The organism is Embleya sp. AB8, assembly GCF_049739465.1.
Taxonomy (GTDB): domain Bacteria; phylum Actinomycetota; class Actinomycetes; order Streptomycetales; family Streptomycetaceae; genus Embleya.
In genome coordinates, this window is sequence record NZ_JBMHHY010000003.1 from 305,345 (window position 1) to 331,465 (window position 26,121).

Below are 26,121 nucleotides of genomic sequence, written 5' to 3' on the forward strand. Positions count from 1 at the left end.
GCCTGGCCTCCCCACCGCCCCACCACCCCGAGCCCCGGCCCGGTCGCCGTCACACCGACGCGGCCGGGCCGTTTCGCTGCGTGCAAAGGACCAAAAGACCAGCCAGACCAACCAGACCAAGGACCAACGACCAAGGACCAACGACCAAGGGGACCAAGGGGACCAAGACCAACCGCGCCACCGCGAACCCCCGTCAGCCCATCTCCCCCACAACCACCAACTCCACCGCCGCCCCGATTGCCCCGAAGGCCCGCTCCAGGTGCCCCGCCAACCCCGGACCGGCCCCCTGCACGGTCCACTCCCGCAGCGCCCAGTGCCACGCCGCGACCATCGTGTCCAGCGACAGATGCAACAGGATCCGCTCCGGCGCGGCCGAACCGAGCCGGCCGGCGATCGTCTCGACGGCGGCGTCCGTCGTGTCCGCGCAGAACCGCAGGCTGTGCGCGTTCAGCGCGGGCGTGGCCTCGGCAATCCGCCGGCTGGCCGCGAACCGGTCCGCCCAGTCCTCCGGCATGCCCGCGAGGGTACTCGTCAGGGCCTCCTGATAGACCGTCAGAAGAAGCCCGGCCAAAGGGCGTTCGGCAAGGTCGACCAAAAATGCGGACCACAGCTCGCGTTCCGGAGCAAGCGCCACGTCCTCCTTGGACGCATACGTACGAAAGAACGTGCGCTTGGACACCTCGACCGCATTCACGATCTCGTCGAGCGTCGTCGCATCGAAGCCCTTTTCGGCGAACAGTGCCAACGCGGCCTGCGCCAACGCCTGCCGCGTGCGCAGCTTCTTGCGTTCCCGGAGCGGCAGTTCGGTGGTCATGCCGCCACCCTACCCCAACCTGCCGATCAGCAGCCAAAGCCACTTGTAAGCAAATGCCACTCAGTGGCATCATGGTTTCTCGGCGTCGGCACAAACCCGCCTGCGCCCGAACCTGCCCGACACCCATGCCCGGAGACCCCATGCGCGCCCTCGTCATCGACCACTCCGCCCCCGGCCATCTCTCCCTCGCCGCCAACGTCCCCGACCCCGAGCCCGCACCGCACGAAGCCCTCATCCGGGTCCAGGCGATCTCGATCAACGCCGGTGAGGTGCACTTCGCCGTGCCGTCCGGCGAATCGGGCACCGTGCCCGGGTGGGACGCGGCCGGTGTCGTCGAGCGGGCCGCCGCCGACGGCTCCGGGCCCGCCGTGGGCACCCCCGTGACCACCCTCGGCGCCGACGGAGCATGGGCCGAGCTGCGCGCGGTGGCCACGAATCAGCTCGGCGTACTGCCCGAGGGGATGCCCGCCGCGCACGCCGCCGCGCTACCCGTCGCGGCCCTGTCCGCACTGCGCGCGCTGCGCCGGATCGGCCCGATCCAGGGTCGGCGCGTCCTGATCACCGGCGCCGGCGGCGGGGTGGGCCGGTTTGCCGTACAACTGGCCGCGCTCGGCGGCGCCGAGGTGGTCGCCGCCACCGGGAACCCGGCCCAGGCCGACGCGTTGCGCGGGCTCGGCGCCACCGAGGTGCTCACGACCGGGCTCCCGTACGCGACCGTGCCGGTGTACGGCGTCCTGGACAACGTCGGTGGCCCGCACCTGACCGGCGCCTTCGACCTCCTCGCGGAGGGTGGGACGCTGATCGCGCTCGGCCACGCGACGGGCGTGGGCGAGGAATTCGCGTTCGGCGCGCTGTTCGGCACGGACGGTCGGCACGACCGCTCGCTGGTCACCTACTACCTGCTCGCCGACCTGGCGGGGGCCGACGCCGACCTCACCTGGCTCGCCGCCCGGACCGCGCGCGGCGACCTCGACCCGCAGATTTCCTGGCAGGGCTCGTGGACCCGGATCGCCGAGGCCGCCGACCTGCTCGCCGACCGCAAACTGGGCGGCAAGGCGGTCCTGGAGGTGACCGAGTAGCGGTCCTGGAGGTGACCGAGTAGAGGTCGGCACCGGGTACTGCCAGGGTGCCGGATTCCATGAGGTCTGCCCTCCAACCGGAAACCACTACATGTCAACGCTACGGACCCGGCCGACCTCCCGTGCGGCGAACCCGAGTTCCGCCCCGCGCCCCACCACGTGCGCGACCGTCGCCGGATCGGCCGGCGTACCCACCAACACCGTCGTCTCGGGCGCCTCCGCCGGCACCAGGAGCGAGACCGCGAACCGCAACATCACCCGCTCCCCGTCCCCGGCCCGCACCTCGACCGTGCGAGCCGTGAACACGCCCACCGCCCGGCACCGCCACCAGGCCGCCAAGTCCGGCCGCGCCGCCCGCAGTTCGGCCATCACGGCAAGCACCCGCGCATCCTCGGGGCGGGTCCGCAGGTGGCGGACCAGGTCCAGCGCCACCGCCTGGCGCCCCGGAAACCTGGCCTCGTACGCCGCGTCGGTCAGCAGCATCGACACCAGATTGCGGCGCTCCGTCGGCACCGCCCCCGGGTCGGGCCAGCTCGCCCGCCACGCGTCGTTCCAGGCCAACACGTCCAGCGCCCGGTCCAGCACCAGCGCCGGACTGGTCGGCCACGCCTCGACCAGCGCCCGCAGCCGGTCGGCCGGCGCCGCACTCGGAGCCACCGGCACATGGAATCCGGCCAGTTCGAGTACATACCGACGTGCGTCGGCGTCCAGGCGCAGGGCCCGGCACACCGATTCGAGCACCTGTCGGGATGTGTCCACCCGGCCCTGCTCCAGCCACGTGTACCAGGCCACCCCGACCCCGGCCAACACGGCGACCTCCTCGCGGCGCAGGCCCGGCGTGCGGCGGCGCGCCGAGCGGGGCAGCCCGACCTCCTCGGGCGCGAGCAGTTCACGATGCGCGCGCAGGAACCCGCCCAGCTCGTGCCGGCGACCCTGCTCGTCCTCGGTGGTGGCCATCCGCCCAGCCTATGACCGCTGCTCACCGTATGAACCGGAGCCTGGCCGGGCCCGGGCCGCGCCGCGAGGGTGGGACACGTACCACCGACCACCCGTACGAAGGAACCGACCACCATGAGCAACGAACCGACCACGGCCGGCCCGGACGGCGACGCCGGCACCGACATCGACACCCGCGCCGACGCCAACCCCGACCCGGACCCCACCGCCGACATCATGTGGCGGCGCGACAACGACTCGTCGACGCTCACCAGGCCGCGCGCCTTCCTCCGCGTCTTCGTCGAACCCGGCGGCCTGGAGGCGGCGGCCAAGTTCTACGAGGACCTCCAGGGTGTCGAGCGCGACATGTGGTTCACCTTCCGTGAGTACGGGCTCGCGCTCGCCGCGGTCGGTGGCTTCCTGCTGATCGAGGGCGAGGCGGCCACGGTGGAGCGCTTCCGCTCCACCACCGGCACCCTGCTCGTCCCCGAACTGGCGCCCTACCTGGAGCGACTGGTCGCGGCCGGGGCCGAGATCACCGACCCGCTGCGCCACGTTCCGACCGGGTCCGGACTCACCGCACGGCACCCGGACGGGACGATCGTGGAGTACGTCGAACACCGCCCGACGCCGGAAGGGCGCTGACGGGACTACCGCTTGGCCACCGCGGCATCGACCTCGACTTCGACATCGACGTCGCCCGCCAACCGCTCGCACTCGGCCCACGCCGCGGCGCTGAGCAGCGGGCGGAAGCCGGTCAGCAGGCCGTGGAGGTCCGCGCCCCAACGGGCGCGGGCCTGCGGGTCGATCCGGAGGATGTCGAGTTCGTTGGCCGCAGTGAGCTCGGCGAAGTCGCGCCGCTCGGCCTCGGTGGGCCGATACGTACGGCCGGTGAACCGGTCCCGGAACGGGCCGTCGACCAGGGTGGGGTGGCTCGCGGCGCGGTCGCAGCCGGCGTAGAAGTACACGATGCGTTCGGCCTCGACGCCGATCCGGCCGGCCAGTTCGGCGCGGCGGTCGAGCGGGAGCAGGGCGCGGGCGAAGCCGTCCGTGCCGTACAACGCGTGACACAGGCCGGCCGTACGCAACTCGGGGCGCGCGCCCCAGGTGTCGAGCAGGGCTTCGACCCGGCTCAGGTGGGCCAGCAGGGTTCCGCCCGGATGTTCGATGCGGTCCGCGCCGAGCATCCGGATGTAGTCGACGATCATGTGCCACCCCTTGCCATGTAGTGGGTCGGCGCCGACTGTCCGGTGGCCGCCCGATGACTTCGGGGTCACGATAGCGCTGACGGACCGTCAGATCCCAGTGGCTCGGCTGTACACATTGGCAGGAATCAGCACGGCGCCGGCCGCATTGCGGATAGCGTCGGAGGTCACCGGGCGCAACCGAACGGCTGACGAACGGCCGACCGGACGGCTGACGAACGGCGACCGGCGACCGGCGACCGGCGACCGGCGACCGAACGAGCAACGAGTACGGAGATCGACATCGTGGGACCGGACGACTTCTGCCTGGTGCTGTTGCGCCGCATGGCCGACTACCAGCCCGACCTGGTCGCGGACGCGGTACGCGAGCTGAAGTGCGATCGGACCCGGATGCGCGAGGTCAACGCACAGTGGCAACGGATGGTCCGCAGCCGGGCGATCGGCGGCCTGGAACGCGCCTACCGCGCCGCGTTGGGCGAACCGACCGGCCGGGCGCCGCGCGATATCGGCGATCTGCGGGCCGAGGCGCAGTGGTGGGAGTTGCCGCTGTGGCCGGATCTGCGCTTCGAGATCCTCACCGGCCCCGACCGCCGGATCTGGCAGGAGTGGTTGGTCCGCGCCGACCCCACCACCGCGCCGCCGGTCGAGACGGTGGCCGAACTGCGCCCGTGGGAGTTCGTGATCGCGGACGTCGCGCGGGCGTTCCCGCGGTTGCGGCACGTGGAGGGGTCCGCGCCCAGCAGGTGGGCGAGCCTGCTCACCGAGGGCGCGGCCGACTACCGTGCGGAGTTCGTCTGGGGCCTCCTGCAGAGTGTCACGCCGCTCGACGCGCGGACGCCGTAGCGGCGGGCGGGCCCGCTCACCCCCCGAACCGCACCCGCAACGACTCCGGTCCGCGCAGCGCCGTACCGAGCAGCCCCCGTACGCGCGTCGGCTCGGCCAGGCGCAGTGCCGGCAGCCTGACCAACAGCACCTTGAGCGCGGCCCGGATCTCCGCGACGGCCAGCCAGGTGCCCAGGCAGACGTGCGGTCCGTCGCCGAAGGCGAGCGTCGGCCGGACCCGCCGGCCGAGGTCGAACACGTCGGGGTCGGGGTAGTGCGCCGGGTCCCGGTTGGCCGCGGTGATCGCGAAGATCAGCGGGGTCTCCGCCGGGATGTCCAGCCCCAGGCCCTGCCAATTTTGCACCGGCGCGGGGCACATCCTGGGCAGCAGGCCCACCGGCGGCTCCCAGCGCAGCGACTCCTCGACCGCCCATTGCAGTTCCTCGTCCGGGTCGGCGAGCACCCGGGCCAGTTGCTCGGGGTGGGTGAGCAGGGCGTACAGGGCGTTGCCCAGGCCGAGGTAGGTGGTGTCGGCGCCGGCCGGGAAGAGCAGGCGCAGGAAGGACAGGATCTCCTCGTCGGTGAGCCGGCGGCCCTCGGCCTCGGTGCCGGCCAGGGTGGACAGCAGATCCTCGCCGGGGTCGACCCGGCGGCGCGCGACGATCGGCGTCACGTACTCGGTGAACTCGCGCGACGCGCGCTCGGCGGCGTCCGGCGCCATCGGGAAGTGGAAGAGGTCGACGGCCCAGCGCCGGAAGCGCTCCTCGTCGTCGACGGGCAGCCCGAGCAGGCGGGTGATCACCTGTACCGGGTAGCCGTGGGTGAACTCGGTGACCAGGTCGGCCTCCCCGTTCGCCTCGAACCGGTCGACGAGTTCGTGGGCGAGCGGTTCCAGGATCGCCTCGACCTGGTCGGTGACGATCGAGCGACGGAAGGCGGGCACCACGAGCTTCCGGTTGATCCGGTGTTCGGCGCCGCGCATGCACTGGATGGTGTGGCCGAGTACGGGTTCGGTGGTGGCCGCGTAGATCGCCGAGGCGGGGAACGACTCCTCGTCCTTGAACGCGGCGGTCACCAGGTCGTGGGTCAGGAACAACACCGCCTTGGTACCCAGGAACGGCACGATCGCGTACGGCTTTCGGGCCCGGGCCGCCGCGAGCACCTCGTGCAGGTTCGGGATGTCGTCGAAGGCGAAGTCGTGGCCCTCGATGTCGAATTGCGCGAGTTCGGCCACGTCCGTGGTTGCCGCCGACGTCTTTCGGGTCATCATCCGCACTCCCGGGTCGGGCCTCGGCGACGAACAGGCGCACAGACGTCCGGACATACGGACGTACAGATGCACAGACCTACATCTGTGACGAATATTCGTCGTCGAGGTGACGTATATTCGCTGACCTTAGGGATGACGCCGAGCCGGAACAAGGGGTGCTCCGTGGTCGCTTCACCGCCCACCGATCGGGTCGTGGCCGTCGTCGAGTTGCTCGCCGCCGCGCCGCGCGGGCTGAGTGTGTCGGAGGTGGCGGCCCGCCTGGAGTTGAACCGGTCCACCGCGACCGCCGTGCTGGCCGCGCTCGAGGCGCCGGGCTGGGTGCTGCGCGGGCCGGACCGGTTGTACACGCTGGGCGCGGGGCTGCTCGCGGTCGCCGACGCGGTGCGGGCGCGCGTACCGGTACCCGCCGGTACGGCCGAGGTGTTGGCGGCGTTGGCCGTGCGGGTGCGGTGCGGGGTGGCGTTGTCCCTGGTCGGGGTGGATCAGGTGGTGTTCCTGGCGGTGGAGCCGGGTCCGGGTCGGGTGCCGGCCGGGATCGAGGTGGGCACCCGGTTGCCGCTGCGACCACCCGCCGGAGCGTCGGTGTTGGCCTGGCGGTCGGCCGCCGAGCGGGCCGCGTGGCTGGCGCACGCGCCCGAGTCGGCCGCGACGCTGGACACCATCCGGGCGCACGGGGTGGCCGCATGGCGACCGCGATCCGACTCGGCTTCGGGCTCTGCTTCGGGCTCTGCTTCGGGTTCGGGCTCGGTCGAGCTGTTGGCGGTACTCCGGGACGTGGTACGCCTGTTGGCCGAGCATCCGGGGCGGGTCGGGTTGCGCGCCCGGGTGTGGGAGCAGTTGGCCGCGATCAGCGCGCACCCGTACACCGAGGCCGAGTTGGCCGCGGATCGGGAGTTGCCGCTGAGCTATCTGGCCGCACCGGTCCGGGACGCGCGGGGTCGGCCGACCCACGAGCTCCAGATCGGCCCGCTGCGCGCCGCCGTGGGCTGGACCGAACGCCACGCGTACATCGCCGAGTTGCGCGCCGCCGCGGACCACCTGTCCGGTATGTCGACCGCTCGGCCGGTTGCTTGACCGGGCCGGCCATCCGGGTTTGGCTGGGTCCATGAAACTGCGCATCGGTGTCGGCCTCGGGCCGCGCGACCCCGCCGACCCCGTCTCGTTCGGCGAACTGGTCGAGTACCTGGAGCGGCTCGGCGTGGACTCGCTGTGGTTGCCCGACCTGATCGGCGGCGATCTGCCCGATCCGCTCGTCGGCATCGGCTACGCGGCCGGACGTACCGAGCGGCTCAAGCTGGGCAGCGGGGTCACCGTGTTGCCCGGCCGCAATCCCGTCGCCGTGGCCAAGGAACTCGCCACGCTGGCCGCGCTCGCGCCGGGCCGGATCCTGCCGGTGTTCGGCGTGCAACACGCGACTGCGCGCGAGCGGCCCCTGTTCCCGATCCCGGGGCCGCGTGGCGAGGTGATGGACGAGACGCTCACCCTGGTGCGGCTGTTGCTCGAAGGCGACGATGTGACGTTCCAGGGCAAGTACTTCGGCTGCGCACACGCCACCGTCCGGCCGCGCCCCGCCCGCGCGTTGGACCTGTGGCTGGGCGGCAGCGGCCCGCGGTCGTTGCGCCGGGTCGGCCGACTGGCCGACGGCTGGCTCGGCGCGGCGCTGACCCCGGACGAGGCGGGCGCGGCGCGGCGCACGATCGAGGCCGCGGCGGCGGAGGCCGGGCGTACCGTGGACGACGACCACTACGGGATGAGCCTGGTGGTCGCGTTCGACGACGCGCCGGGCCACGGGTTCGAGGCGTTGCGCCGGCAGCGTCCCGATCTGGACGTGGCCGAGTTGGTGCCGACCGGCTGGGCCGCCGCGCGGGAGTCGATCGCCCGGTACGCGGATGCCGGGCTGAGCAAGTTCGTGGTCCGACCGGCCGGCCCGCCGCGCTCGTGGACCCAGTTCCTCGACGAGTTCGCCGCCGAACTCCTCCCGCTGCAGACCTGAACGATCCTGCCGCGTCCGGTCCTCGGGAGCCCATTCGCCCGGCCCCGGGGACCGACCGCCGGCTCCGGGCCCGCCCGCACCCCGCGCGTCGACTCAAAGGCGCGGTGCGCGCATGCGGGTCAGTCGGCCGCCCTCGTCGATGCCGCCGTCGACGGTACGGACCGTCAGGGAGCGGTAGATGCCCGGCACGGTGGCCACCCAGAAGCGCTCCCCGAAGATCGTCGCGGGGGCCTGGAGGACGAAGCGGCCCCGGCGGAACTCGACCTGCGGCGGCACACCGTCGTCCGGCAGCACGCCCCACGCCAGCGCCCAGGCCGGCTCGCCGCGGCCGGAGCGCAGCGCGCCGCGCAGCAGCGTCGGGCCGAACATCGCACCGGCCACCGCCACATCGATCAGCCGGTATCCGGTGTAGACCTCCAGCGCCGGGCGGCCCCGCGAGCCCCGGCCCACGCGCATCGTGCAGTCGCTCAACCGCAGGTAGAGCTCTGTGGTCGGCTGCTGCAAAACGTCGCCCATGGCGTGCCCCCGATCCGAACCCCCGACGGGACAGTCCCTCGGGCCCCACCAGGATCGGCCGGCGGGAACCTGCACCGCATCGGCTGTACGAACCGTTTCCACCGACCCGCGTACTCCCCCTGTAGGAGGGAGAAACCGCGCGCTTCTCACCCGAGCGAGCGAGGCGAACCCTCAGGTGGTCCCGGGGACGGCCAGGCCGGTCTCGTAGGCGCAGATCACCGCGTGCACCCGATCGCGCAGCCCGAGCTTGCCGAGAATGCTGCTGACGTGTGTCTTCACCGTGTGTTCGCTGACCACCAGGGCCTCGGCGATCTCCGCGTTGGACATCCCGAGCGCCAGACAGCGCATCGTCTCCCGCTCTCGGACGGTCAACACGGCCAACCGCTCGGAGGGTTCGGTGGGCTGCTCCGTACGCGGCACCCGACGCGTGTAGTCCGCGATCAGCCGCCGGGTCACCGACGGCGCCAGCAGCGCCTCGCCGCTCGCCACCATGCGCACCGCGTGCACCAGGTCGTCCCGGCGCACGTCCTTGAGCAGGAAACCGGCCGCTCCCGCGTAGAGCGCGTCGTAGACGTACTCGTCCACGTCGAACGTGGTCAACATGACGATCCGGCACGCGGGCGCCTCGACGGAGACCACCCGGGCCGCCTCGATGCCGTCCATCCTGGGCATCCGGATGTCCAGGAGCAGTACGTCCGGCCGGTGTGCGCGGACCGCCTCGACCGCCTCGATGCCGTCCCCGGCCTCGGCTACCACCGAGATGTCCGATTGCGCGTCGAGGATCATCGCGAAGCCGCTGCGCACCAGCCCCTGATCGTCGGCCACCACCACCCGGATCGGCGTCACGACGCGCGCACCGCGTCGAGCGGGATGCGCAGCGCGACCTCGAACCCGGGTCCGGTCACCCGGGGCCCGATGGTCACACTGCCCCCGCACGCGGTGGCCCGCTCGCGGATGCCGACCAGCCCGTGCCCGCCGCCCGGCCCCGGTCGCCCGCCCCGGCCGTCGTCGGTGATGGTGATCCTCATCGTGTCCTCGCCCCATTCGAGCCGCACCGTCGCCGTCGTGGCGTGTGCGTGTCTGACCGTGTTGGTCAGCGCCTCCTGGACGACACGGTACGCGGCGATCTCGGCGTCCGAACGCAGCGGTCGGCGCTCGCCGACGCTCTCGTAGACCACCCGCAGATCGGTCCGGCCCACCTCGGCGACCAGGTCGGCGATATTGGCCACGGTGGGCTGCGGCGCCCGGGTACCGGTCTCGTCGGCCTCCTTGAGCGTGCCCAGGATCCGCCGCAGTTGCACCATCGCGTCGCGTCCCGCGTCGGCGATCGCGTCGAACGCGGCCTCGGCGCGGGCCGGATCGCTGCGCACCACGACCGGCCCGGCCTCGGCCTGGACGGTCATCAGGCTCACCGCGTGCGCCAGGATGTCGTGCATGTCCCGGGCGATCCTGGCCCGTTCGCGTGCGGCGGCGCGGGCCGCCTCGGCGGCGGCCCGGCGGATCTCCAAGTCGCGTTCGTACTCGAGGCGCCGGGTGCGCTCCTCGATCCCGGCGATATAGGCCGTGCGATGCCGGGTGGCCAGGCCGAAGGCCGCCGCGGCGGTCAACGCCAGGATGTCGAACGTGGCCTGCTGCGGCGCCTGATGCTTGGCGTACTCCACCGTCAGCGTGATCGGCAGCGCGAGTGCCGCCAGGGTCAGCCGCTGCCGGCGTGGGCCGTGCGCGAAGACCGTGTAGATCGCGATGGTCATGCCGAACTGGAACTGTTGGCCGGGCCGATGGTGCAGCGCGGCGGACACCGAGAACACCGCGATCACGGACGAGACCAGGAACGGCGCGCGGCGCCGCCAGATCAGCGGGATCGCGGTGCCGCTCAACAGGAAGAAGCTCAGCCGATACGGCGACTTCCAGGCGACCAGGAACGGCAGCGACACCAAGCACCACACCGACAGTGCGATCAGCACGTCCACGAGTTGCGGATTGGTGCGCCGCATCAGCACGAGGGTGTGTTTGGCCCGACCTCGGACATGGTGATCGGCGCTGTGCTCGGCGAGGTGGTGGGACATGCTGCCTACTCCAGGGTGACGGGTACCGACAGTGTCGCGGTTGTGCGCCCCGCGCCGCCTCGCTCGCGCGAGGGATTCGGGCCGGCCCCGGGGTGTCGGCCGCGCGACGAGCCGGTTAACGGCGCGAATCGCTCCGCCGGCGGCGAACGCGCGCCTCGATGGCGATTCGGGTGGCGTCGCGTCTGGTACGACTGATCCATGGCTACCGGCAACCGCTTCGTCCCCGACCCCGACCGTCCGACCCGGACGGCGCGGCACGGCCGGTCGACCCTCGCCGGCTCGGCTCGGGCGGGGGCACAGCCGTGCGGCCACTGAAGCGGGGCCAGGTGTGGACGATCCCCACCGTCGGCCGCGAACGCACCTTCATGATCGTGCAGAACGACCACGTCGCCGCGCTGCATCCCGGCGCGGCGCTGTGCGCACTCGTGGACACCATCGGGGACCGGCGCGAGTCGCTGGTCACGGTCCGGATCACCACACCGGTCAACGGTGTGGTGCTGGCCCCCGACCTGTACACCTCCCGGCACCGCCGGTTCGAACAGGGCACCTATCTCGGCGACGTGACCCCGGAGGAGATGGAGCAGGTCGACGTGGCCCTGCGCGCGGTCCTGGGCCTGTGAGCACGGCCGCGACCGCGGTCGCGATCGCGGCCGGAAACTCCCGCCCGGCTACCTCGGCAGCGTGATCCGAAACGTCGTGCGCCCCGGCTCCGACTCCACCGTCACCGTGCCGTCGTGCCGCTGGACGATGATCCGGTAGGAGATGTCGAGCCCGAGCCCGGTGCCCTCGCCGAGGGCCTTCGTGGTGAAGAACGGCTCGAAGATGCGGTCCTGGAGGTCCGGCGGGATGCCCGGACCGCTGTCCTCGATCTCGATCACCACCGACGCGGCATCGGCGTGCGCCCGCAGGGTCAACGTGCCCTTGCCGCCCATCGCGTCGGCGGCGTTGTCGATCAGGTTGGTCCACACCTGGTTCAGCTCGGCCGGATACGCCTGGATCCTCGGCAGATCCGGGGCGTACTCGCGCTCGACCCGAATGTCCCGCAGCGGACCGGCCAGCATCGCCACCGTGCTGTCCAGGCCCTTGCGCAGGTCGGTCTCCTGGTAGGGGGCCCGGTCCATCTGGGTGTACTGCCCGGCGGCGGCCAGCAGTTCGGTGATCCGGCCGAGCGCGTCGGCGACCTCGTCGAGCAGCGCCTCGCCCTCCAGGTTGGCGGCCAGCCAGGTCAGCCCGGGCCGCGCGGCCGGGCCGAGCGCGGTGCCCGCGTCCCGGGCCCAGTCCTGGTACAGCCCCACGTTGACGAACGACGGCGCCGTCTCGTACGCATCCGGCAGCGCCAAGTCCTCGAAGACCTCGGCCACTTCGTCGGTACGGTCGGCGAACTCCAGCGGGCGCAACCGGGGCGGCTCGCCGGCGCGCCGCGCCAACACCTCGGCCTGCAACCGGTCCAGCGCCGCCAACGCCTCGGCGCTCGCCTGCGCCCGGGCCAACTCCGTACGGGCCGAGCGCAGTTCGCCGAGTCGGGTGCGCAGGCTCGCGGCGGCCCGCTCGGCCGCCGCCGCCGGGTTGCCCAGCTCGTGGGTAAGCCCCGCGGTGAGCGTGCCGAGCGCGACCATCCGTTCCCGCTGGCCCACCGCCGAGCCGTTGCGGCGCGCGCCCAGGAACATCCCGGCGACCAGGTGCGCGGCCATCGGGAACCATTCGGTGAAGGCCTGCGCGAGTTCGGCCGCGGGCAGTACGAAGAAGGTCGAGTCGACGTGCGTACGCGCGGTGTTGCCGTACGCGTGCACCGCCGGGTTCGCGCCGTCCTCGCCGTCGAGCGCGAGTGCGGCGCCGACGTAGGCGCCGCGCATCGACGAGCGGTGCACCTCCAACTCGCCGCCGCGCACCGTGCGGTTCATCGTGACCTCGCCGGTGAGCAGCACGAAGAAACACTCGCCGGGGTCGCCCTCGTGGTAGAGCGTGGTGTTCGCCGGAAACGCCACGACCCTGCCGTGCGCGCACAGCCAGTTCAGGTGTTCGTCGGGGAGCTTTTCGAACAGGAAGAGCGTGCGCAGTTCCTCGGGCGGCAACACGTCGCAGACACTCATCGTGAGCCCTCCTTCGCCGGGGTCCGGGTGTCCGTCGGCGTCGCGGTGTCCGCCGGGGTCCGGGTGTCCAGGGTGTCCAGGTAGCGGTGCACGAGCATCACCGTCATCGCGCCCTCGCCGACCGCCGAGGCGACCCGCTTGACCGAGGCCGCGCGCGAGTCGCCCGCGGCGAACACGCCCGGTACGGCCGTCTCCTGGACGAACGGCGGGCGCTGCCAGCCGTCGAGTTCGCCGTCGCAGTCGTCGAGCAGTTCGCCGCCGGTGAGGATGTAGCCGTCCCGGTCCCGGCGCACCCCGCTGCCGTCCAGCCACGCGGTGCGCGGGCTGGCGCCGATGAAGACGAACAGCCAGGACGCGGGGACCGTCTCCTCCTTGCCGGAGTCGCGGTCGCGCAGCGTGAGTTCGCGCAGTCGGCCGGTGCCGTGCGCGCGGGTGATCTCGGTGCGCACTCGCACCTCGACGTTGGGGATCTGGGCCAACTGCTCGATCAGGTAGTGCGACATGGACGCCTCCAGACCGGCCCCGCGCACCAGGATGATCACCCGGCGGGCGTAGCGGGCGAAGAACACCGCGGCCTGACCGGCCGAGTTGGCCGCGCCGACGATGTAGACGTCCTGGTCGCGGGTGTCCGGGCCGGTGGTCAGCGCGGCACCGTAGTAGACGCCCCGGTCGGTCAGTTCGGCCAGGCCCGGTGCGTCCAGGGTGCGGTAGGACACCCCGGTGGCGAGCACCACCGCGTGTCCCCGGGCGACGATGTCGCCGTCGCAGGAGACGGTCCGCACGTCGCCGTCCACGCCCAGGCCGGTCACATCGCGCGTACTGACCATCTCCGCGCCGAACTTGAGCGCCTGGCGGCGGGCCCGGCCGATGAACTGCGAGCCGGAGATGCCGTCCGGGAAGCCGAGGTAGTTCTCGATCCGCGAACTCTGCCCGGCCTGCCCGCCGGTGGCCTGCCGCTCGACGAGCAGCGTGCGCAGCCCCTCGCTGGCCGCGTACACCGCCGCGCCGAGCCCGGCCGGGCCGCCGCCGACGATCACCACGTCGTACAGGTCGTCCGACGCGGTCACCGACAGCCCGACGTACTCGGCCAGTTCGCCCTTGGACGGGGCCTTGAGCACGGTCGAGTCCGGCGCGATCACCACGGGCACGTCCGCCTCGGTGGTCCCGGTCTCGCGCAGCAGCCGGCGCGCCTCCGCCTGGGTCACGTCGTACCAGCGGTAGGGCACGCCGTTGTTGGCCAGGAAGTCGCGCAGTTCGAAGGAGGGCGCGGAAAAGCGCGCGCCGATCACCGTGGCCCAGCTCTCGTCCGGCACCGGCGCGGTCTCCCACGCGGTGATCAGCGAGTCCAGGACCGGGTAGAGCCGTTCCTCCGGTGGATCCCAGGGCTTGAGCAGGTAGTGGTCGATGTCCACGTCGTTGATCGCCCGGATCGCCGCGCCGGTGTCCGCGTAGGCGGTCAGCAGCACCCGTTTCGCGCGCGGGTACAGGTGCGCGGCCTGTTCCAGGAACGCGACGCCGTCCATCTGCGGCATCCGCTGGTCGGCGATCAGCACCGCGACCTGCTCGCCCCGCTCGTGCAGCTCGGCCAGCGCCTCCAGCGCCTGGGCGCCGGATTCGGCGCGCACGATGCGGTGCCGGTCGCCGTACTGCCGCCGCAGGTCACGGGCCACGGCGCGGGACACGGCCGGATCGTCGTCGACGGTGAGCAGGACGGGCTTGTCCACGGATTTCCTCACGCAGGGTTGGGCCAACAAAAGGGGACGACTGCCCGAAACCGGCCTCGACCACGCACCGGACAGCACGTCCGCCACGTTATCCGGTCGCCCCGCGCGGAGATCGTGGAGATCGCGGCCGCGACATGCAGAGGATTCTTTGCAGAGAGTTCTTTGCAGAGAAGTCTCTGTCTATTACAGTCGACCCATGACCGACGACCCCGCCCCGCGGCAGATAGACGCCCGGGGCCTGCGTGCCCTGGCCCACCCGCTACGCATGCAACTGCTCGAACTGCTCAAACTCGACGGACCGGCGACCGCCACCCATCTCGCCGCCCGGGTCGGCGAGAGCACCGGGACGGTGAGCTGGCATCTGCGCCACCTCGCCGAGCACGCCTTCATCGAGGACGTGCCCGAGCGCGGTACCAAGCGCGAGCGGTGGTGGCGGGCGGTGGTCAAGCCGCGCGCCCTGCACACCGCCGAGTTCCGCGCGGACCCGCAATCGCGCGGCGCGCTGGACGTCTACCTGACCGAGTCGTGGCGGCAGCAGGCCGCGCGCGTGGTCGAATCGTTCGCCGACGCCGACACGATGGGCCCCGAGTGGGTACGCGCCCGCAACGTCGCCGACTGGAGCGGCATTCGGCTGACCGCCGGGCAACTGGCCGAGCTCAACACCCGCGTGCTGGACCTGATCCGCGAGTACGAGCAACTGCCCGAGGAACCGGGCTCGGCCACCATCGTGCTCCAGTTCCAGTCCTTCCCGCGCCGACCGGAAGAGGATTCGCCGTGAGCGGCCTGCTGCGCCGGCATCGCGACTTCCGACTGTTGTGGTGCGGCGAGACGGCGGGCAAGTTCGGCGCGTCGGTCACCGGCGTGGCGATGCCGCTGATCGCCATCTCGACGCTGGACGCGAGCACCTTCGAGATCGGCCTGCTCGGCGCGGCGGCCTGGTTGCCGTGGCTGCTGATCGGCTTGCCGGTCGGCGTATGGGTGGACCGAATAGCCCGCCGCCCGATCATGCTCGCCGCCGCCGGGTCCTCGTGCGTACTGTTCCTGGCGGTACCGCTGGCGCACTGGGCGGGCCTGCTCAGCATCGGCCTGCTCCTGGCGATCACCCTGGCCACCGGGGTGTCCGCGGTGTTCTTCCAGACCGCGTACACCGCCTACCTGCCGAGCCTGGTGGCCCCCGCCGACCGGGCCGAGGGCAACAGCAAGCTGCACGGCAGCGCGTCCGCCGCGCAGATCGCCGGGGTCGGCGCGGGCGGCCTGATCGCGCAGGTCGCCGGCGCGGTGAACGGCATGTTCGTCAACGCGGGCACCTTCCTGAGCTCGTTCCTGTGCCTGCTCGGCATCCGCCACCGGGAGCCGGCGGCCAGGGCCGACCCCGAACGCCACGCCGAGCGTTCGCTGATCGGCGAGATCAACGAAGGTCTCCGACTGGTCGCCCGGGACCCATGGTTGCGCGCGTTCGCGCTGTTCGGCGGCACGGCCAATCTCGGGCTGATCGGCCTGCAATCGATGCAACTCGTCCTCCTGGTCCGCGAGATCGGAGTGGGCAAGGGCGTGGTCGGCAGCCTGATCGCGGCCGGCGCGCTGGGCGGGGTGGCGGGCGCGTTCGTCTCCCGGCGGGTCTCCGCCCGAATCGGCACGGCGCGGGCGTTCCTGGTCTTCGAGCCCGGCGTGACGCTCTTCGTGCTGCTGATCCCACTGACCACCGGCGGCGCGGGCCTGATCCTGTTCGTGCTCGGCTCGTTCGCCATGTCGGCGGGGGTGGTGGCGTCCAATGTGATCAAGGCGAGCTTCCAACAGCAGTACTGCCCACCGCGGTTGCTCGGCCGGATCACGGCGAGCTCACAGTTCGTCAACTACGGCACCATCCCGCTCGGCGCGGTCCTGGCCGGCACCCTGGGGTCCACGATCGGGGTACGCCCCACCCTGTGGGTGATGGCCGCCATCATCCCGGCCTCCACGCTCCTCCTGCTCCTGTCCCCCATCCGCCACTGCCGCGACCTGCCGACCGCGCCCACGGCGCAGGACGTGGTCGAGACCGGGGTCGAGGCGGCGCCGACCCCGAGCGCGGTGCCGCGCCGATGACCGGCTCTCCCCGAGGGCCCGCCGAGCTCCCCCGCCGCCGACCGAATCCTCGCGCCTTACCGGCAGGTGATCGGACGGCAACACGGGCGTAACGCCGACCCGTCAACCTCGCCACATGGCTACTCGTACCGGCACCTTCGCACCGCTCGTCGGGCTCACCGTCGGGGTCACCGCCGTCCGCCGGCGGGACGAACTCGTCGCCCTGCTCGTGGAGCGGGGGGCGAAGGTCGTGGGCGCGCCGACGATGAGCATCGTGCCGCTGCGCGAGGACCCGGTCCTGCGCCGGGCCACGGAGCGCTGCCTGGTCGAACCGCTCGACTACGTGGTGGCCACCACCGGCGCGGGGTGGCGCGGTTGGCTGACCGCGGCCGAGGCGTGGGGACATTCCGCGGCGGTACGGCGCGCGTGCGCGGCGGCGACGGTGCTCGGCCGGGGGCCCGAGGCGGCCGACGCGGTCCGGGCGACCGGCCTGCGGGAGCGGTACTCGCCGGATTCGGCGGCCGACGACGAGTTGTTGCACTGGTTGTCGACCCACGATCTGCGCGGACGCCGGATCGCGGTCCAGCAACACGGCGCACCCCTGCCGGGCTTCGCCGCCGCGCTGCGCGAACGCGGCGCCGAGGTCCTCGAGTTGCCGGTGTATCGGTGGGGCCCGCCGGAGGATCCGGCCGCCGTCCGCCGGCTGATCGAACAGGTGGTCCGGCGCGAGATGCACGCGCTCACCTTCACCAGCGCGCCGGCGGTCGGCGCGTTCCTGGCGCTCGCGGCCGAGTCGGACCGACGCGAGCCGGTACTGGCCGCGTTGCGCGCCGAGGTGCTGCCGGTGTGCCTCGGCGCGGCCTGCGCGAAGCCGCTGCTCGACGAGGGTGTGCCGGCGGTCTGGCCGGCGCACGGGCGACTGGGCTCGCTGGTGCGGATGGTCGCCGAGACGCTGCCGGCGCGGGTGCGGCGGGAGTTGCACACCGGTACCGACCGGCTGGTGCTCCAGGGCAACGCGGTACTGGTGCACGGCGGGGTGATCGCGCTGCCCCCGGTGCCGGCCGCGGTATTGCGCGCGCTGGCCGAGAAGCCCGGGTGGGTGCTGAGCCGCGCCGAACTGCTGCGCCGGGTCTGGCCCGGCACCGCCGCCGACGAACACGCGGTCGAGGCCGCGGTGGCCCGACTGCGCAGCGCCCTGGGACCGCACCGGGGCCTGGTCAAGACCGTCACCAAGCGCGGATATCGGTTGGCCGTGAGCACCTGAAGCACGCACCGCCGGACCCGAGCGGGGTCGTCTCCGCGCCGCCGTCGGATCCGCCGATGCGCGGCGGCTTCCAGGCGGCTTCGGTGGTCGGCGGGGTCCGTGCCGCCCGGCTGTGCGATGGTCGTTCCGGCGGAAGCGTCGTCTCCGCGCCGCTCCGTATTCATACGATCATCGGACGTTGATGGGCAACGGCTTGGGGGCACGGCGGTGCGGGTCGAGGATTTGTTGGGCATGCCCGAGCTGCGCCTGGCCCTGCTGGCGGGCACGGAGGGGCTCGGCCGCGAGGTATGCCGGGTGGTCGCGGCCGATCCGATCGACCCGGACGGGGCCCTGACCGGCGGCGAACTCGTGGTGGCCACCGGCGACCCGAACGAAGCCGGCCCGGATGGCGCGAACTTCGTCCGCTCCCTCACGGCGGGCGGCGCGACGGCCCTGGTGATCGCGCCCCGGGCGGTCGAGACGCCCCCGCGAATACGCAGCGCACCAAGACCGCCCGAGGCCGCGCCCACCACCCCCGACCCGGTCCCGGACGCCGTGCCCTACGCCCTGGTCGACGCATGCACCCGAGCCGGCCTCCCGCTCCTCCTGGCCCCGCCCTCGGTCTCACCCATCCGAATCACCGAGGTGATCGCAGGCCGCATCGCCACCGAACACGAACCGGCCACCGGACACCTGCCGACCCGCCAACGCCGCCTGATCGCCGCCTTGGCCGAGGGCGCGGACACCCAGGCCCTGCTCGACCTCCTGGCCCACGAACTGGGCACCCGGTGCCGGGTGATCACCCCCGCCGGGGGCGTACTCGCGGCCGCGAACCCGGCGGACGCGTCGGCGGCCGAGGCACATCGCCCGGGTCCGGGGCACGACACGGATCGCGGAACGCGCACGGCGCCCGCCGAGGCGGACCCGCGACACCCGGCGCCCGGCGGAACAAACGGGCCCGGTTCGAAGCCGAGTTCGGGCGATGCGACGCGAACGATCCGGCCGGTACCCGATTGCGTGCGCCTCGCGCGGGACGCGCTTGCCGCCGAGCGGTTGCCGGCGTTGATCGGTGGGGACACCGTGTTCGCGCTGGGGCGGGGAGCGGCCTTCGCGGGCTACCTGGTCTGTGGCGGGGATCGGCGAGCCGACCGGGCATTGGCGCAGTGCGCGGATCTCCTGCTGCTCGGCGGCGCCCGACACGCCGAGCGGTCGGCCGTACAGCGGGCCCACGCGTGGGAGTTGGTCGAGCTGATCGAGGCGGACGCGGCGCCGGCGGCGATCCGGGCCCGGCTCGGCGCGGCCGGCATCGGACCGGACGCCGCGCCGATCGTGATCTGTGCGGCGGGCGACGGGGCGGACGCGTGGACCGAGCGGCTGGTCGTGGACCTGATCGAGCAGACGTTGGCGGCGGAGCCGGCGGCCCGCTGGGTGGTGGCGTGCGGCAAGGCCGAGGTGGTCGTCCTGGGCGCCGGCGGCTCGGGCGCAGGCGCCGCGGCGCGGATCGCCGAGGCGCTGGCGCGGACCGCCCGCTGGTGGGAGCAACTGCTGGGCCCGGAGCGGGTAGCGATCGGCATCGCGGGCACGTCCCCCACGTGGGTGACGGCATTGGCCGAGGCCAGGGGCGCGCGGGACCTCGCATGGACGCGCCCCGGCCGGCTCACGGTGGCCGAGAGCCCGGAGATCGACGCCTACCCGGCGCTGTTGACCGCCGTACCCGCGCCCGTCCGCGCCGCGTTCGCCGACCGCGTCCTGGGCGGTCTACGCGCCTACGACGCCGAACACGGCACCGACCTGGTCGGCACCCTCGCCGCTTTCCTGGCCGCCAACGGGGCCTGGCAGCGCTGTGCCGGGATGCTCGGCGTACATGTCAGCGCGCTGCACCAACGGATGGGCCGGGTCCGGGATCTGACCGGCCGTGATCTGTTCTCGGCGCGGGATCGGGTGGATCTGCTGCTGGCCCTGGAGACGGACCCGAGCGGCTGAGCCGCACTCGGATCCGGGCCCGGGTCGCACCGATCCGACCTCGACGGCTACTTGGCGCCGCTGTCCTGGAGGTCGGCGAGCGAGGCAGCCCAGCGGAAATACTTGTTGCGGCCCAGGTCGCCGATGGTCTTGATCTTCAGCGACGCAAGGTGCTCCGCGTGCGCGTCGGTGATCCCGGCCAGTCCGGCCACCGGCGCGGCCAGCACCTCGCTCAGGGTCTTGTTCTCGTAGGCCTTGTCGAGCAGCTTGTCGAGATCGGCGGTCACGGGCATGGCGACTCCCTGCGAATTCGAGACGACGGCGGATGTCCGCGGCGGTTCGCCCCCATATTCCGCCGGGATTGTCAGCAAATCCGACATTTGCTGCGCCTCGCGTGTCGCCCCCCGCGCACGGCCGGCGGCCGGTTCCCCGCCCCGTCCGTCGGCCGCTCCCCCGGCCCGTCGGCCCGCGCGTCGGTGGGCGATCTTCCGCTGTCGATGCCACTGCTCCAGGGCGGCCAGCGCGGCCAGGATCAGTACCGCACACAGCAGCGGCGTCGGCACCGGATGCGGCAATGGCCAGACCCCACCGGACATTTCGGCTGCGGCCCACATGGGCTGTCCCTCCCCCGTACGTACTTCAAGGTCTTGCGGCGTGCTTCGGATGGGCCGGGTCAGGAACGCCGGATCACGATGTCGCCGGAGAGCGTGCGAGCGCGCACCTCGACCGTGTCATCGGTGGGCTCCGGGCCATCGGCCGAGGTCAACGAGTTGCGTACCTTGCCGGCCAGCGAGTTCAGGTCCAGCCAGGCCGCCGTGCCCTCGCGGATCCCCACCTCGAGTTCGCCGGACGCGGTCTCCAGGCGGACCGCGCCGTGCACCACCTCGCCGATCCGGACGCTGCCGGAGATCGTCTTGGCGCCGACGGTGGTCAGCGCCCGGTCCACGGCGATGTCGCCGATTGTGGTGTTCAGCCGCAGGTCGCCGCTGACCGCGCCGAGCGAGATGCCGCCCGTGGTGTTGCGGACCACCGCCGTGCCGTCGATCTTGCCGATCCGGATCTCGCCGGCCGCGGTGCTGACGTCGGTGTGGCCGACCGAGTGGGCCACCGAGACGTCGCCCGCGGTCGAGTTCAGCTTCAACGCGCCGGTCCGGTCGAGCCGGATGTCGCCCGCCGCGACGGTGAAGGCGACCTCGCCGACCCGGCCCTCGGCGTGGACGTCCGCCGCCGCTGCCTTGCCCTCGACCCGGGAACCGGTCGGCAACTCGACCGTCACGTCCACCGACGCGGTTCGGCCGAAGAACGAACGGGCCTTGCTCCTGGGCGCCTTCACCGCCAGCCGGCCCGACGCGTAGTGCACCGTGGTCAGTTCGGCGGCCTGTACGTCCGCGTTGTGCGTCGGATCACTGGGCCGCACGGTGACGACGGTGTCGGTACGGTCGCCGGCGCTGATCCGCAGTACGCCGACCACGAGGTCGATGGTGGCGAAGATCGGCTTGGGCGTATCGAAGGTGGGCATGACATCCCGTCCTGACGTGGGTGGTGGACGCGCTCTGCGAATCGAGAGGACCAGATCGATCGGGCCGATCGCGTCGATCGGATCGATCGGATCGGATCGATCGGATCGGATCGATCGGATCGGATCGATCGGATCGGATCGGATCGATCGGGCCGGGATCTACCGCACCCAGCCGGTATATCGTTGCGCGCCCCGCGAGGTGGCACGCCGCTCGCGTACCCGCTCCTCGGGTTCGAGCGCCGCGCCCACCACCCGGACCAGCCAGGCGTTGACCGAAAGCCCCTCACGCCCGGCGGCCCGCTCGATCCTCGGCTTCACGTGCTCGGACAGACGCAACGTGATCCGCGCGGTGCCACCCTCGTCGGCCTCGGGCGAGGGCGCGGCCGGCGGCGGGCCGGCCGGCGTGCTCGACTCCGCGAACGATGCCGACGTCGGCGGCGGCGACACCACGAAGTCCGGTTCCAGGCCCCGCAACCGAACATCGACCGACCCCGGCGCCAACTCGCGGCTGATCTCCTCCGCCGCGGCGGACAGCGCGCTCAGCAGGGCGAACCGCGACGCCGACGCCAACGGCGCGATCAACCGCTCGGCAAGCGCCTGCGCGTCGTCGCCGTTCGCCTCGGCGGCGCCCGCGAGCTCACGACAAAGCTTGTCGACATACGGCGAGAGGTCCATGACGTCATCATGACGCCACGATGACGTCATGGCAAGCGTCACCGACCCCATGCGTGACGTCATTCGGCCTCGAACGGTGGGTCGGATGACCGAGTCGAAAGACCGAGTCGCAAGACCGAGACGTGAAACCGAGTCGCAAGACCGAGACGTGAAACCGAGACGTGAAACCGAGACGTGAGACCGAGACATTGAGACCGACTCACTTAGCCAGGTCACGTAGCCGAGTCACCCAGCCGCGCCACGCAACTGGGCCGCGCAACCGGGTGAGCCGGCCGGGTCACGCAACCGACTCACCCTGCCGATTCACCCTGCCAGGTCGCCCACCCAGGTCACCCGGCCAAGTCGCCCAGCCGGCCGAGTCACCCACCCGGACCAGGCACGTCACCCCGCCAACCGAACCCGCATCCGCCCCCGAAGCGCGCCAACCACCGCCGCCACCTCGTCGATTCGCAACAGTCGGCCGACCCCCACGAACGCGACCGCCATCACCACCCCACCCAATCCGAGCTGGACGGCCGCCAACGCCGACCCCTCCCCCACCGCGCCCAACGGCCGACTCGCCGCGACCCCCGCCGCACCGGCCACCGCGCCGGCCGCGATCAGTCGCCCGTAGGTGCGGGCCGTACTGCGGCCCGTGGCCCCGCGCAGCCGGCGCCGCAACCGCCGCGCCGTGACCGCGAGCCCGATCGTGTAGGCCAGGGTGTACGCCAGCGCCATGCCGACCACCGCCCACGCGGCGGGCAACAACAGATACGCCGCGCCGGACAGCCCCGCATTCGCCCCGGCGATCCACACCGCGGCCAGGAACGGCGTACGCGTGTCCTCCATCGCGTAAAACCCGCGCAGCAGCACATATTGCGCGGAGAACGGGATCAGCCCGAGCGAGAAGCCGGCCAACACCCGGGCCATCACCGTCACATCCGCACTGCCCGTCTCGCCGTGCCGGAACATCAGCTCGGTCAGTTGCGGCCCGAAGCACAACAGTCCGAACGCCGCCGGCACGATCGCCACCCCCGACAGCCGTAGGCTGCGCGAGAGTTGCTCACGCAACTCCTCGGGGCGATGGTCGGCGACGGCCCGGCACATCCGCGGGAACAGCGCGGTCATCAGCGACACGGTGATCACCGATTGCGGCAGGATCCACAACGTCTGCGCGTTCCCGTAGGGCGTATATCCGGCACCGCCCGCCGCCCCGGCTCGCTCCGCCGCACTCCCGGCGGCCACCGTCAGGTTGACCACGACGGTGTAGCCGATCTGGTTGACCAGCGCGAACAGCAGTGTCCAGCGGGCCAGTCGGGCATCCTGGCGCAGCCCGCTCCCCCGCCAGTCGAACCTGAGCCGCACCCGCAGCCCACTCGCCCGCAGGTACGGGAACAGGCAGGCCGCCTGGACCACGATGCCCAGCGTCGTACCGATCCCGAGCAGCCGGATCTGCGCGGCGGACAACCCCTGCGCGCCCGCATCGTGCGTACAGCCGATGAACAGGGCGAACGTGGCGATCACCACCACGTTGTTGAGCACCGGCGTCCACATCATCGAGCCGAACCGGCCCCGCGCGTTGAGGATCTGACCGACCACGGTGAACACGCCGTAGAAGAAGATCTGCGGCAGGCAGTACCGAGCAAACGTCACCGCCGAGGCATAACCCCGCCCCGCCTCCCCGTCGGCCAGCTGACCACCCGTCAGCCGGATCAACTGGGGCGCGGCGAGCCAGGCGAGCACCGTGACCACGCCCAGTACCAATACGGTCAGCGTGAGCAACCGGTTGGCGTACGCCTCGCCTTCGCCCTCGTCCCGCATCGCGCGAATCATCCGTGGTACGAACACCGCGTTCAACGCACCACCCGCAAGCAGCGTGAACAACATGTTGGGAATCGTGTTGGCCACGTTGTAGGCATCGGCGGCCCCGGCGGTGCCGAGCGCGGCCACGATGAGCACGGTACGAAGCATCCCGGTGACGCGAGACAACACGGTTCCGGCCGCCATCACCAGCCCGGCCCGAGCCGCGCCACCGCCGGTGCCGGTGCCGGTGCCGGTGCCCCCACCGCCCCCGTCACCGGAGCCCGGCCTGCGACGATGGCGACCGCCGCCGAGCGGCGCGGGCGGATCCACCGCCGCGCCGACCCCCGGCGCCCGGGTCGACGGCCCGCCGTCGATCACCCCGAGCAGCAACGTCTCGGCGTTCGGATCACTGCCGCCCGGGTATCGCTCGGCCATCGTTCCCCCACCCCCACAAGTCCCGGGCCCGCCCCGACGACACTGTTGGCCCGTGCTCGGACGGTAGCCATTCGCACGATAGAACGCAACCGTATCGTCGTGTCGCAGTACGATCGGCGCATGCCCGCCGAAGCGAAGCCCTCGACCCGTCGACCCCCCGCCGGGGCCGCCGTCCTGCGCGAGGACGTCACCTCGGCGATCCGCGGCGCGGTATTCGAGGAACTCGCCTCGGTCGGCTACGGCCGGATGTCCATCGAGGCGGTCGCCCGCCGGGCCGGGGTCGGCAAGACCGCGGTCTATCGGCGCTGGCCGGCCAAGCTGGACATGGTGGTCGACCTGATCCTCGCGGTCGCCGTACAGGACCTGCCCGCCCCGGACACCGGATCGTTGCGCGGCGACCTGCGCCTACTGCTGACCGAGGCCGCCCGCGCACTGCGCCACCCACTGGCCGCGCAGATCATCCCCGACCTGCTGGCCGAGGCGGCCCGCAATCCGGAGATCACCGGCAAGCTGGACTCGGTACTACATGGCACTCAGCGCCGAATCGGCACCGCCGTCCTCCGAGCCGCCACCGAACGCGGCGAACTCCCCCCGAACCTGGATGTCGAACTCGCCCTCGACCTGATCGTCGGCCCCCTGTACTGGCGCCTGGCCGTCACCCGCGCACCCCTCACCGACAACCACCTCGACCGCCTCACCGCCGCCACCACGGCAGCCCTACTCGGCGCCGCACCCCCATCGGCCACCCCGAACTGACCCGTCTTGTCGTCTTGTTGTCGGGCGGCCCCGCCGCTCTCCACTCTCCACGCGTCGATCACGCGGGGCGGCGGCGGTCGTGGGCGCTGACACGCCGGGGCGCGGCCGAGGTCGGCTGTCGGGGGGCCGCGTGGGATTCGCGGTCGGGGGGGTGGTTGGCGGGTTGGCGTCGTGGTGTTGGGCTGGTGCCGTGGTGGCCCTGGGTCCGTTCGGCGGGGCCGGGTCGTGGCGGCTGCCCGCGTCTCGTCGTTGCTCGTCCCCTCCGGGGCCGGGGTCTTTGCTTGGTGCTTCGCATCCGTTGTTGCCCGTCCACTACGTGGCCGTCACTGCCCTGGTCGGCTTTGCTGGCTCGTGGTCGGGGGCGGTCGGCCGCTTGGCGTCGTGATGTGGGGCTGCTGCCGTGCTTGGCCCCGGGTCCGTTCGGCGGGGCCGACTCGTGACGGTGGCCACCGCCTCGTCGTTGCACGTCCCCTCCGGGGCCGGGGTCTTTGCTTGGTGCTCCGCATCCGTTGTTGCCCGTCCACTACGTGGCCGTTACTGCCCTCGTTGGCTTCCTCTGACTCGTGGTCGGGGGCCGTTGTCCCTTGGGCGTCGGGGGGTTCGGCCGCTGCGCAGGCGTTCGGGCCTCGCTGGGGTTGGGTCGCGGGTCTTGCGGTGTGCCTGTGGAGCGCAGTCTCGGGGTCTTGGGTCGGGTGTGTGTCCGGTGCTTGGGTTTCCGGCGTGGTGCGCGGCCTTTTCTGCCTTGTCGTGCCTCGGTTTCGGCTCGGGGAGCACGAAACCCGCACTCGTCGGCCCGTGCGGGCCCGGGTGCCGGGTAAAACCGCAGGTCACGCTTCGTCTCGAGCCTTGGGAGTCTCGTCGGGATCCGGTTTCGGTCCCGAGGAGAGAGCGGGAGCCGTGACGGGCTGTGAAACGCGCCATGGCCACCGGCCGCCGAGGCCGCCAAGCGGCCGACCGCCCCCGACCACGAACCAGCAAAGCCGACCAGGGCGGTAACGGCCACGTAGTGGACGGGCAACAACGGATGCGAAGCACCAAGCAAGACCCCGGCCCCGGAGGGGACGAGCAACGACGAGACGGCGGCCACCCACCGCGACCCGGCCCCGCCGAACGGACCCGGGACCAAGCACGGCAGCAGCCCCACACCACGACGCCAAGCGAACAACCGCCCCC

Annotated in this window: 24 protein-coding genes; 11 read left to right on the plus strand and 13 right to left on the minus strand. The window is 72.3% G+C overall.

Annotation, left to right across the window (positions count from 1 at the left end; genetic code table 11):
* Positions 1–193: 193 nt before the first annotated feature.
* A complete protein-coding gene (locus tag ABIA38_RS06190) occupies positions 194–814 on the minus strand; it encodes a TetR family transcriptional regulator (protein ID WP_424637402.1) in 621 nt (206 codons plus the stop codon).
* Positions 815–954: 140 nt separating this feature from the next.
* Between ABIA38_RS06190 and ABIA38_RS06195 the strand changes: the two genes are divergently transcribed.
* Positions 955–1,893 carry a zinc-binding dehydrogenase gene (locus ABIA38_RS06195; RefSeq protein ID WP_424637403.1) on the plus strand — a complete coding sequence of 313 codons (939 nt, stop codon included), beginning with the start codon at positions 955–957 and terminating at the stop codon, positions 1,891–1,893.
* An 87-nt stretch (positions 1,894–1,980) separates the two neighbouring features.
* Here the strand turns inward: ABIA38_RS06195 and ABIA38_RS06200 are convergent, their stop codons facing one another.
* Positions 1,981–2,850 (minus strand): helix-turn-helix domain-containing protein, encoded by an 870-nt coding sequence (locus ABIA38_RS06200; RefSeq protein ID WP_424637404.1) that lies wholly within the window; start codon positions 2,848–2,850, stop codon positions 1,981–1,983.
* A gap of 114 nt (positions 2,851–2,964) precedes the next feature.
* On the opposite strand from ABIA38_RS06200, the gene ABIA38_RS06205 reads away from it, so the two are divergent.
* Positions 2,965–3,474 carry a VOC family protein gene (locus ABIA38_RS06205; protein WP_424637405.1) on the plus strand — a complete coding sequence of 170 codons (510 nt, stop codon included), beginning with the start codon at positions 2,965–2,967 and terminating at the stop codon, positions 3,472–3,474.
* 5 nt (positions 3,475–3,479) lie between these two features.
* On the opposite strand, the gene ABIA38_RS06210 is transcribed toward ABIA38_RS06205, so the two are convergent.
* Positions 3,480–4,037: a DUF6817 domain-containing protein gene (locus ABIA38_RS06210; RefSeq protein ID WP_424637406.1), complete on the minus strand. Its 558-nt coding sequence runs from the start codon at positions 4,035–4,037 to the stop codon at positions 3,480–3,482.
* 282 nt (positions 4,038–4,319) lie between these two features.
* Between ABIA38_RS06210 and ABIA38_RS06215 the strand changes: the two genes are divergently transcribed.
* Positions 4,320–4,877, plus strand: coding sequence for a hypothetical protein (locus tag ABIA38_RS06215; protein WP_424637407.1), 558 nt, complete (start codon positions 4,320–4,322; stop codon positions 4,875–4,877).
* 16 nt (positions 4,878–4,893) lie between these two features.
* Here the strand turns inward: ABIA38_RS06215 and ABIA38_RS06220 are convergent, their stop codons facing one another.
* Complete coding sequence (locus tag ABIA38_RS06220) at positions 4,894–6,126, minus strand: cytochrome P450 (protein ID WP_424637408.1); 1,233 nt, start codon at positions 6,124–6,126, stop codon at positions 4,894–4,896.
* A gap of 162 nt (positions 6,127–6,288) precedes the next feature.
* Here ABIA38_RS06220 and ABIA38_RS06225 point away from each other — a divergent pair, with 162 nt between their 5' ends.
* On the plus strand, positions 6,289–7,200 hold the full coding sequence (locus ABIA38_RS06225; protein ID WP_424637409.1) for a helix-turn-helix domain-containing protein: 912 nt from the start codon (positions 6,289–6,291) through the stop codon (positions 7,198–7,200).
* A 31-nt stretch (positions 7,201–7,231) separates the two neighbouring features.
* Positions 7,232–8,119 carry a TIGR03854 family LLM class F420-dependent oxidoreductase gene (locus tag ABIA38_RS06230; protein ID WP_424637410.1) on the plus strand — a complete coding sequence of 296 codons (888 nt, stop codon included), beginning with the start codon at positions 7,232–7,234 and terminating at the stop codon, positions 8,117–8,119.
* Between the two features lie 93 nt (positions 8,120–8,212).
* Here the strand turns inward: ABIA38_RS06230 and ABIA38_RS06235 are convergent, their stop codons facing one another.
* The 3 genes from ABIA38_RS06235 to ABIA38_RS06245 all read right to left on the minus strand — a co-directional run bounded on the left by ABIA38_RS06235 (position 8,213) and on the right by ABIA38_RS06245 (position 10,701).
* Positions 8,213–8,635 (minus strand): hypothetical protein, encoded by a 423-nt coding sequence (locus tag ABIA38_RS06235; RefSeq protein ID WP_424637411.1) that lies wholly within the window; start codon positions 8,633–8,635, stop codon positions 8,213–8,215.
* Positions 8,636–8,806: 171 nt separating this feature from the next.
* Positions 8,807–9,481, minus strand: a complete 675-nt coding sequence (locus ABIA38_RS06240; protein WP_424637412.1) for a response regulator — start codon at positions 9,479–9,481, stop codon at positions 8,807–8,809.
* Positions 9,478–10,701, minus strand: a complete 1,224-nt coding sequence (locus tag ABIA38_RS06245; RefSeq protein ID WP_424637413.1) for a sensor histidine kinase — start codon at positions 10,699–10,701, stop codon at positions 9,478–9,480. Before ABIA38_RS06245 ends, ABIA38_RS06240 begins: the two co-directional genes overlap by 4 nt.
* A gap of 302 nt (positions 10,702–11,003) precedes the next feature.
* Between ABIA38_RS06245 and ABIA38_RS06250 the strand changes: the two genes are divergently transcribed.
* Positions 11,004–11,321: a type II toxin-antitoxin system PemK/MazF family toxin gene (locus ABIA38_RS06250; RefSeq protein WP_424637414.1), complete on the plus strand. Its 318-nt coding sequence runs from the start codon at positions 11,004–11,006 to the stop codon at positions 11,319–11,321.
* A 48-nt stretch (positions 11,322–11,369) separates the two neighbouring features.
* Here the strand turns inward: ABIA38_RS06250 and ABIA38_RS06255 are convergent, their stop codons facing one another.
* A complete protein-coding gene (locus ABIA38_RS06255) occupies positions 11,370–12,791 on the minus strand; it encodes an ATP-binding protein (RefSeq protein WP_424637415.1) in 1,422 nt (473 codons plus the stop codon).
* The gene (locus ABIA38_RS06260; protein WP_424637416.1) at positions 12,788–14,515 is read right to left on the minus strand and encodes an FAD-dependent oxidoreductase; all 1,728 of its coding nucleotides are present in this window, start codon (positions 14,513–14,515) and stop codon (positions 12,788–12,790) included. Before ABIA38_RS06260 ends, ABIA38_RS06255 begins: the two co-directional genes overlap by 4 nt.
* A gap of 196 nt (positions 14,516–14,711) precedes the next feature.
* On the opposite strand from ABIA38_RS06260, the gene ABIA38_RS06265 reads away from it, so the two are divergent.
* The 4 genes from ABIA38_RS06265 (at position 14,712) to ABIA38_RS06280 (ending at position 19,802) form a co-directional block, all read left to right on the plus strand.
* A complete protein-coding gene (locus ABIA38_RS06265; RefSeq protein ID WP_424637417.1) occupies positions 14,712–15,293 on the plus strand; it encodes an ArsR/SmtB family transcription factor in 582 nt (193 codons plus the stop codon).
* Entirely contained in the window at positions 15,290–16,597 is a 1,308-nt protein-coding gene (locus ABIA38_RS06270) for an MFS transporter (protein WP_424637418.1), read from the plus strand. Before ABIA38_RS06265 ends, ABIA38_RS06270 begins: the two co-directional genes overlap by 4 nt.
* A gap of 115 nt (positions 16,598–16,712) precedes the next feature.
* Positions 16,713–17,840 carry a uroporphyrinogen-III synthase gene (locus ABIA38_RS06275; RefSeq protein WP_424637419.1) on the plus strand — a complete coding sequence of 376 codons (1,128 nt, stop codon included), beginning with the start codon at positions 16,713–16,715 and terminating at the stop codon, positions 17,838–17,840.
* 231 nt (positions 17,841–18,071) lie between these two features.
* The gene (locus ABIA38_RS06280) at positions 18,072–19,802 is read left to right on the plus strand and encodes a helix-turn-helix domain-containing protein (protein WP_424637420.1); all 1,731 of its coding nucleotides are present in this window, start codon (positions 18,072–18,074) and stop codon (positions 19,800–19,802) included.
* A 47-nt stretch (positions 19,803–19,849) separates the two neighbouring features.
* Here the strand turns inward: ABIA38_RS06280 and ABIA38_RS06285 are convergent, their stop codons facing one another.
* The 4 genes from ABIA38_RS06285 to murJ all read right to left on the minus strand — a co-directional run bounded on the left by ABIA38_RS06285 (position 19,850) and on the right by murJ (position 24,192).
* Positions 19,850–20,074, minus strand: coding sequence for a hypothetical protein (locus ABIA38_RS06285; RefSeq protein ID WP_424637421.1), 225 nt, complete (start codon positions 20,072–20,074; stop codon positions 19,850–19,852).
* A gap of 380 nt (positions 20,075–20,454) precedes the next feature.
* Complete coding sequence (locus tag ABIA38_RS06290) at positions 20,455–21,300, minus strand: DUF4097 family beta strand repeat-containing protein (RefSeq protein WP_424637422.1); 846 nt, start codon at positions 21,298–21,300, stop codon at positions 20,455–20,457.
* 159 nt (positions 21,301–21,459) lie between these two features.
* A complete protein-coding gene (locus tag ABIA38_RS06295) occupies positions 21,460–21,975 on the minus strand; it encodes a hypothetical protein (RefSeq protein ID WP_424637423.1) in 516 nt (171 codons plus the stop codon).
* Between the two features lie 381 nt (positions 21,976–22,356).
* A complete protein-coding gene (murJ, locus tag ABIA38_RS06300) occupies positions 22,357–24,192 on the minus strand; it encodes a murein biosynthesis integral membrane protein MurJ (RefSeq protein ID WP_424637424.1) in 1,836 nt (611 codons plus the stop codon).
* Positions 24,193–24,312: 120 nt separating this feature from the next.
* Between murJ and ABIA38_RS06305 the strand changes: the two genes are divergently transcribed.
* Complete coding sequence (locus tag ABIA38_RS06305) at positions 24,313–24,948, plus strand: TetR/AcrR family transcriptional regulator (RefSeq protein ID WP_424637425.1); 636 nt, start codon at positions 24,313–24,315, stop codon at positions 24,946–24,948.
* Positions 24,949–26,121 lie beyond the last annotated feature (1,173 nt).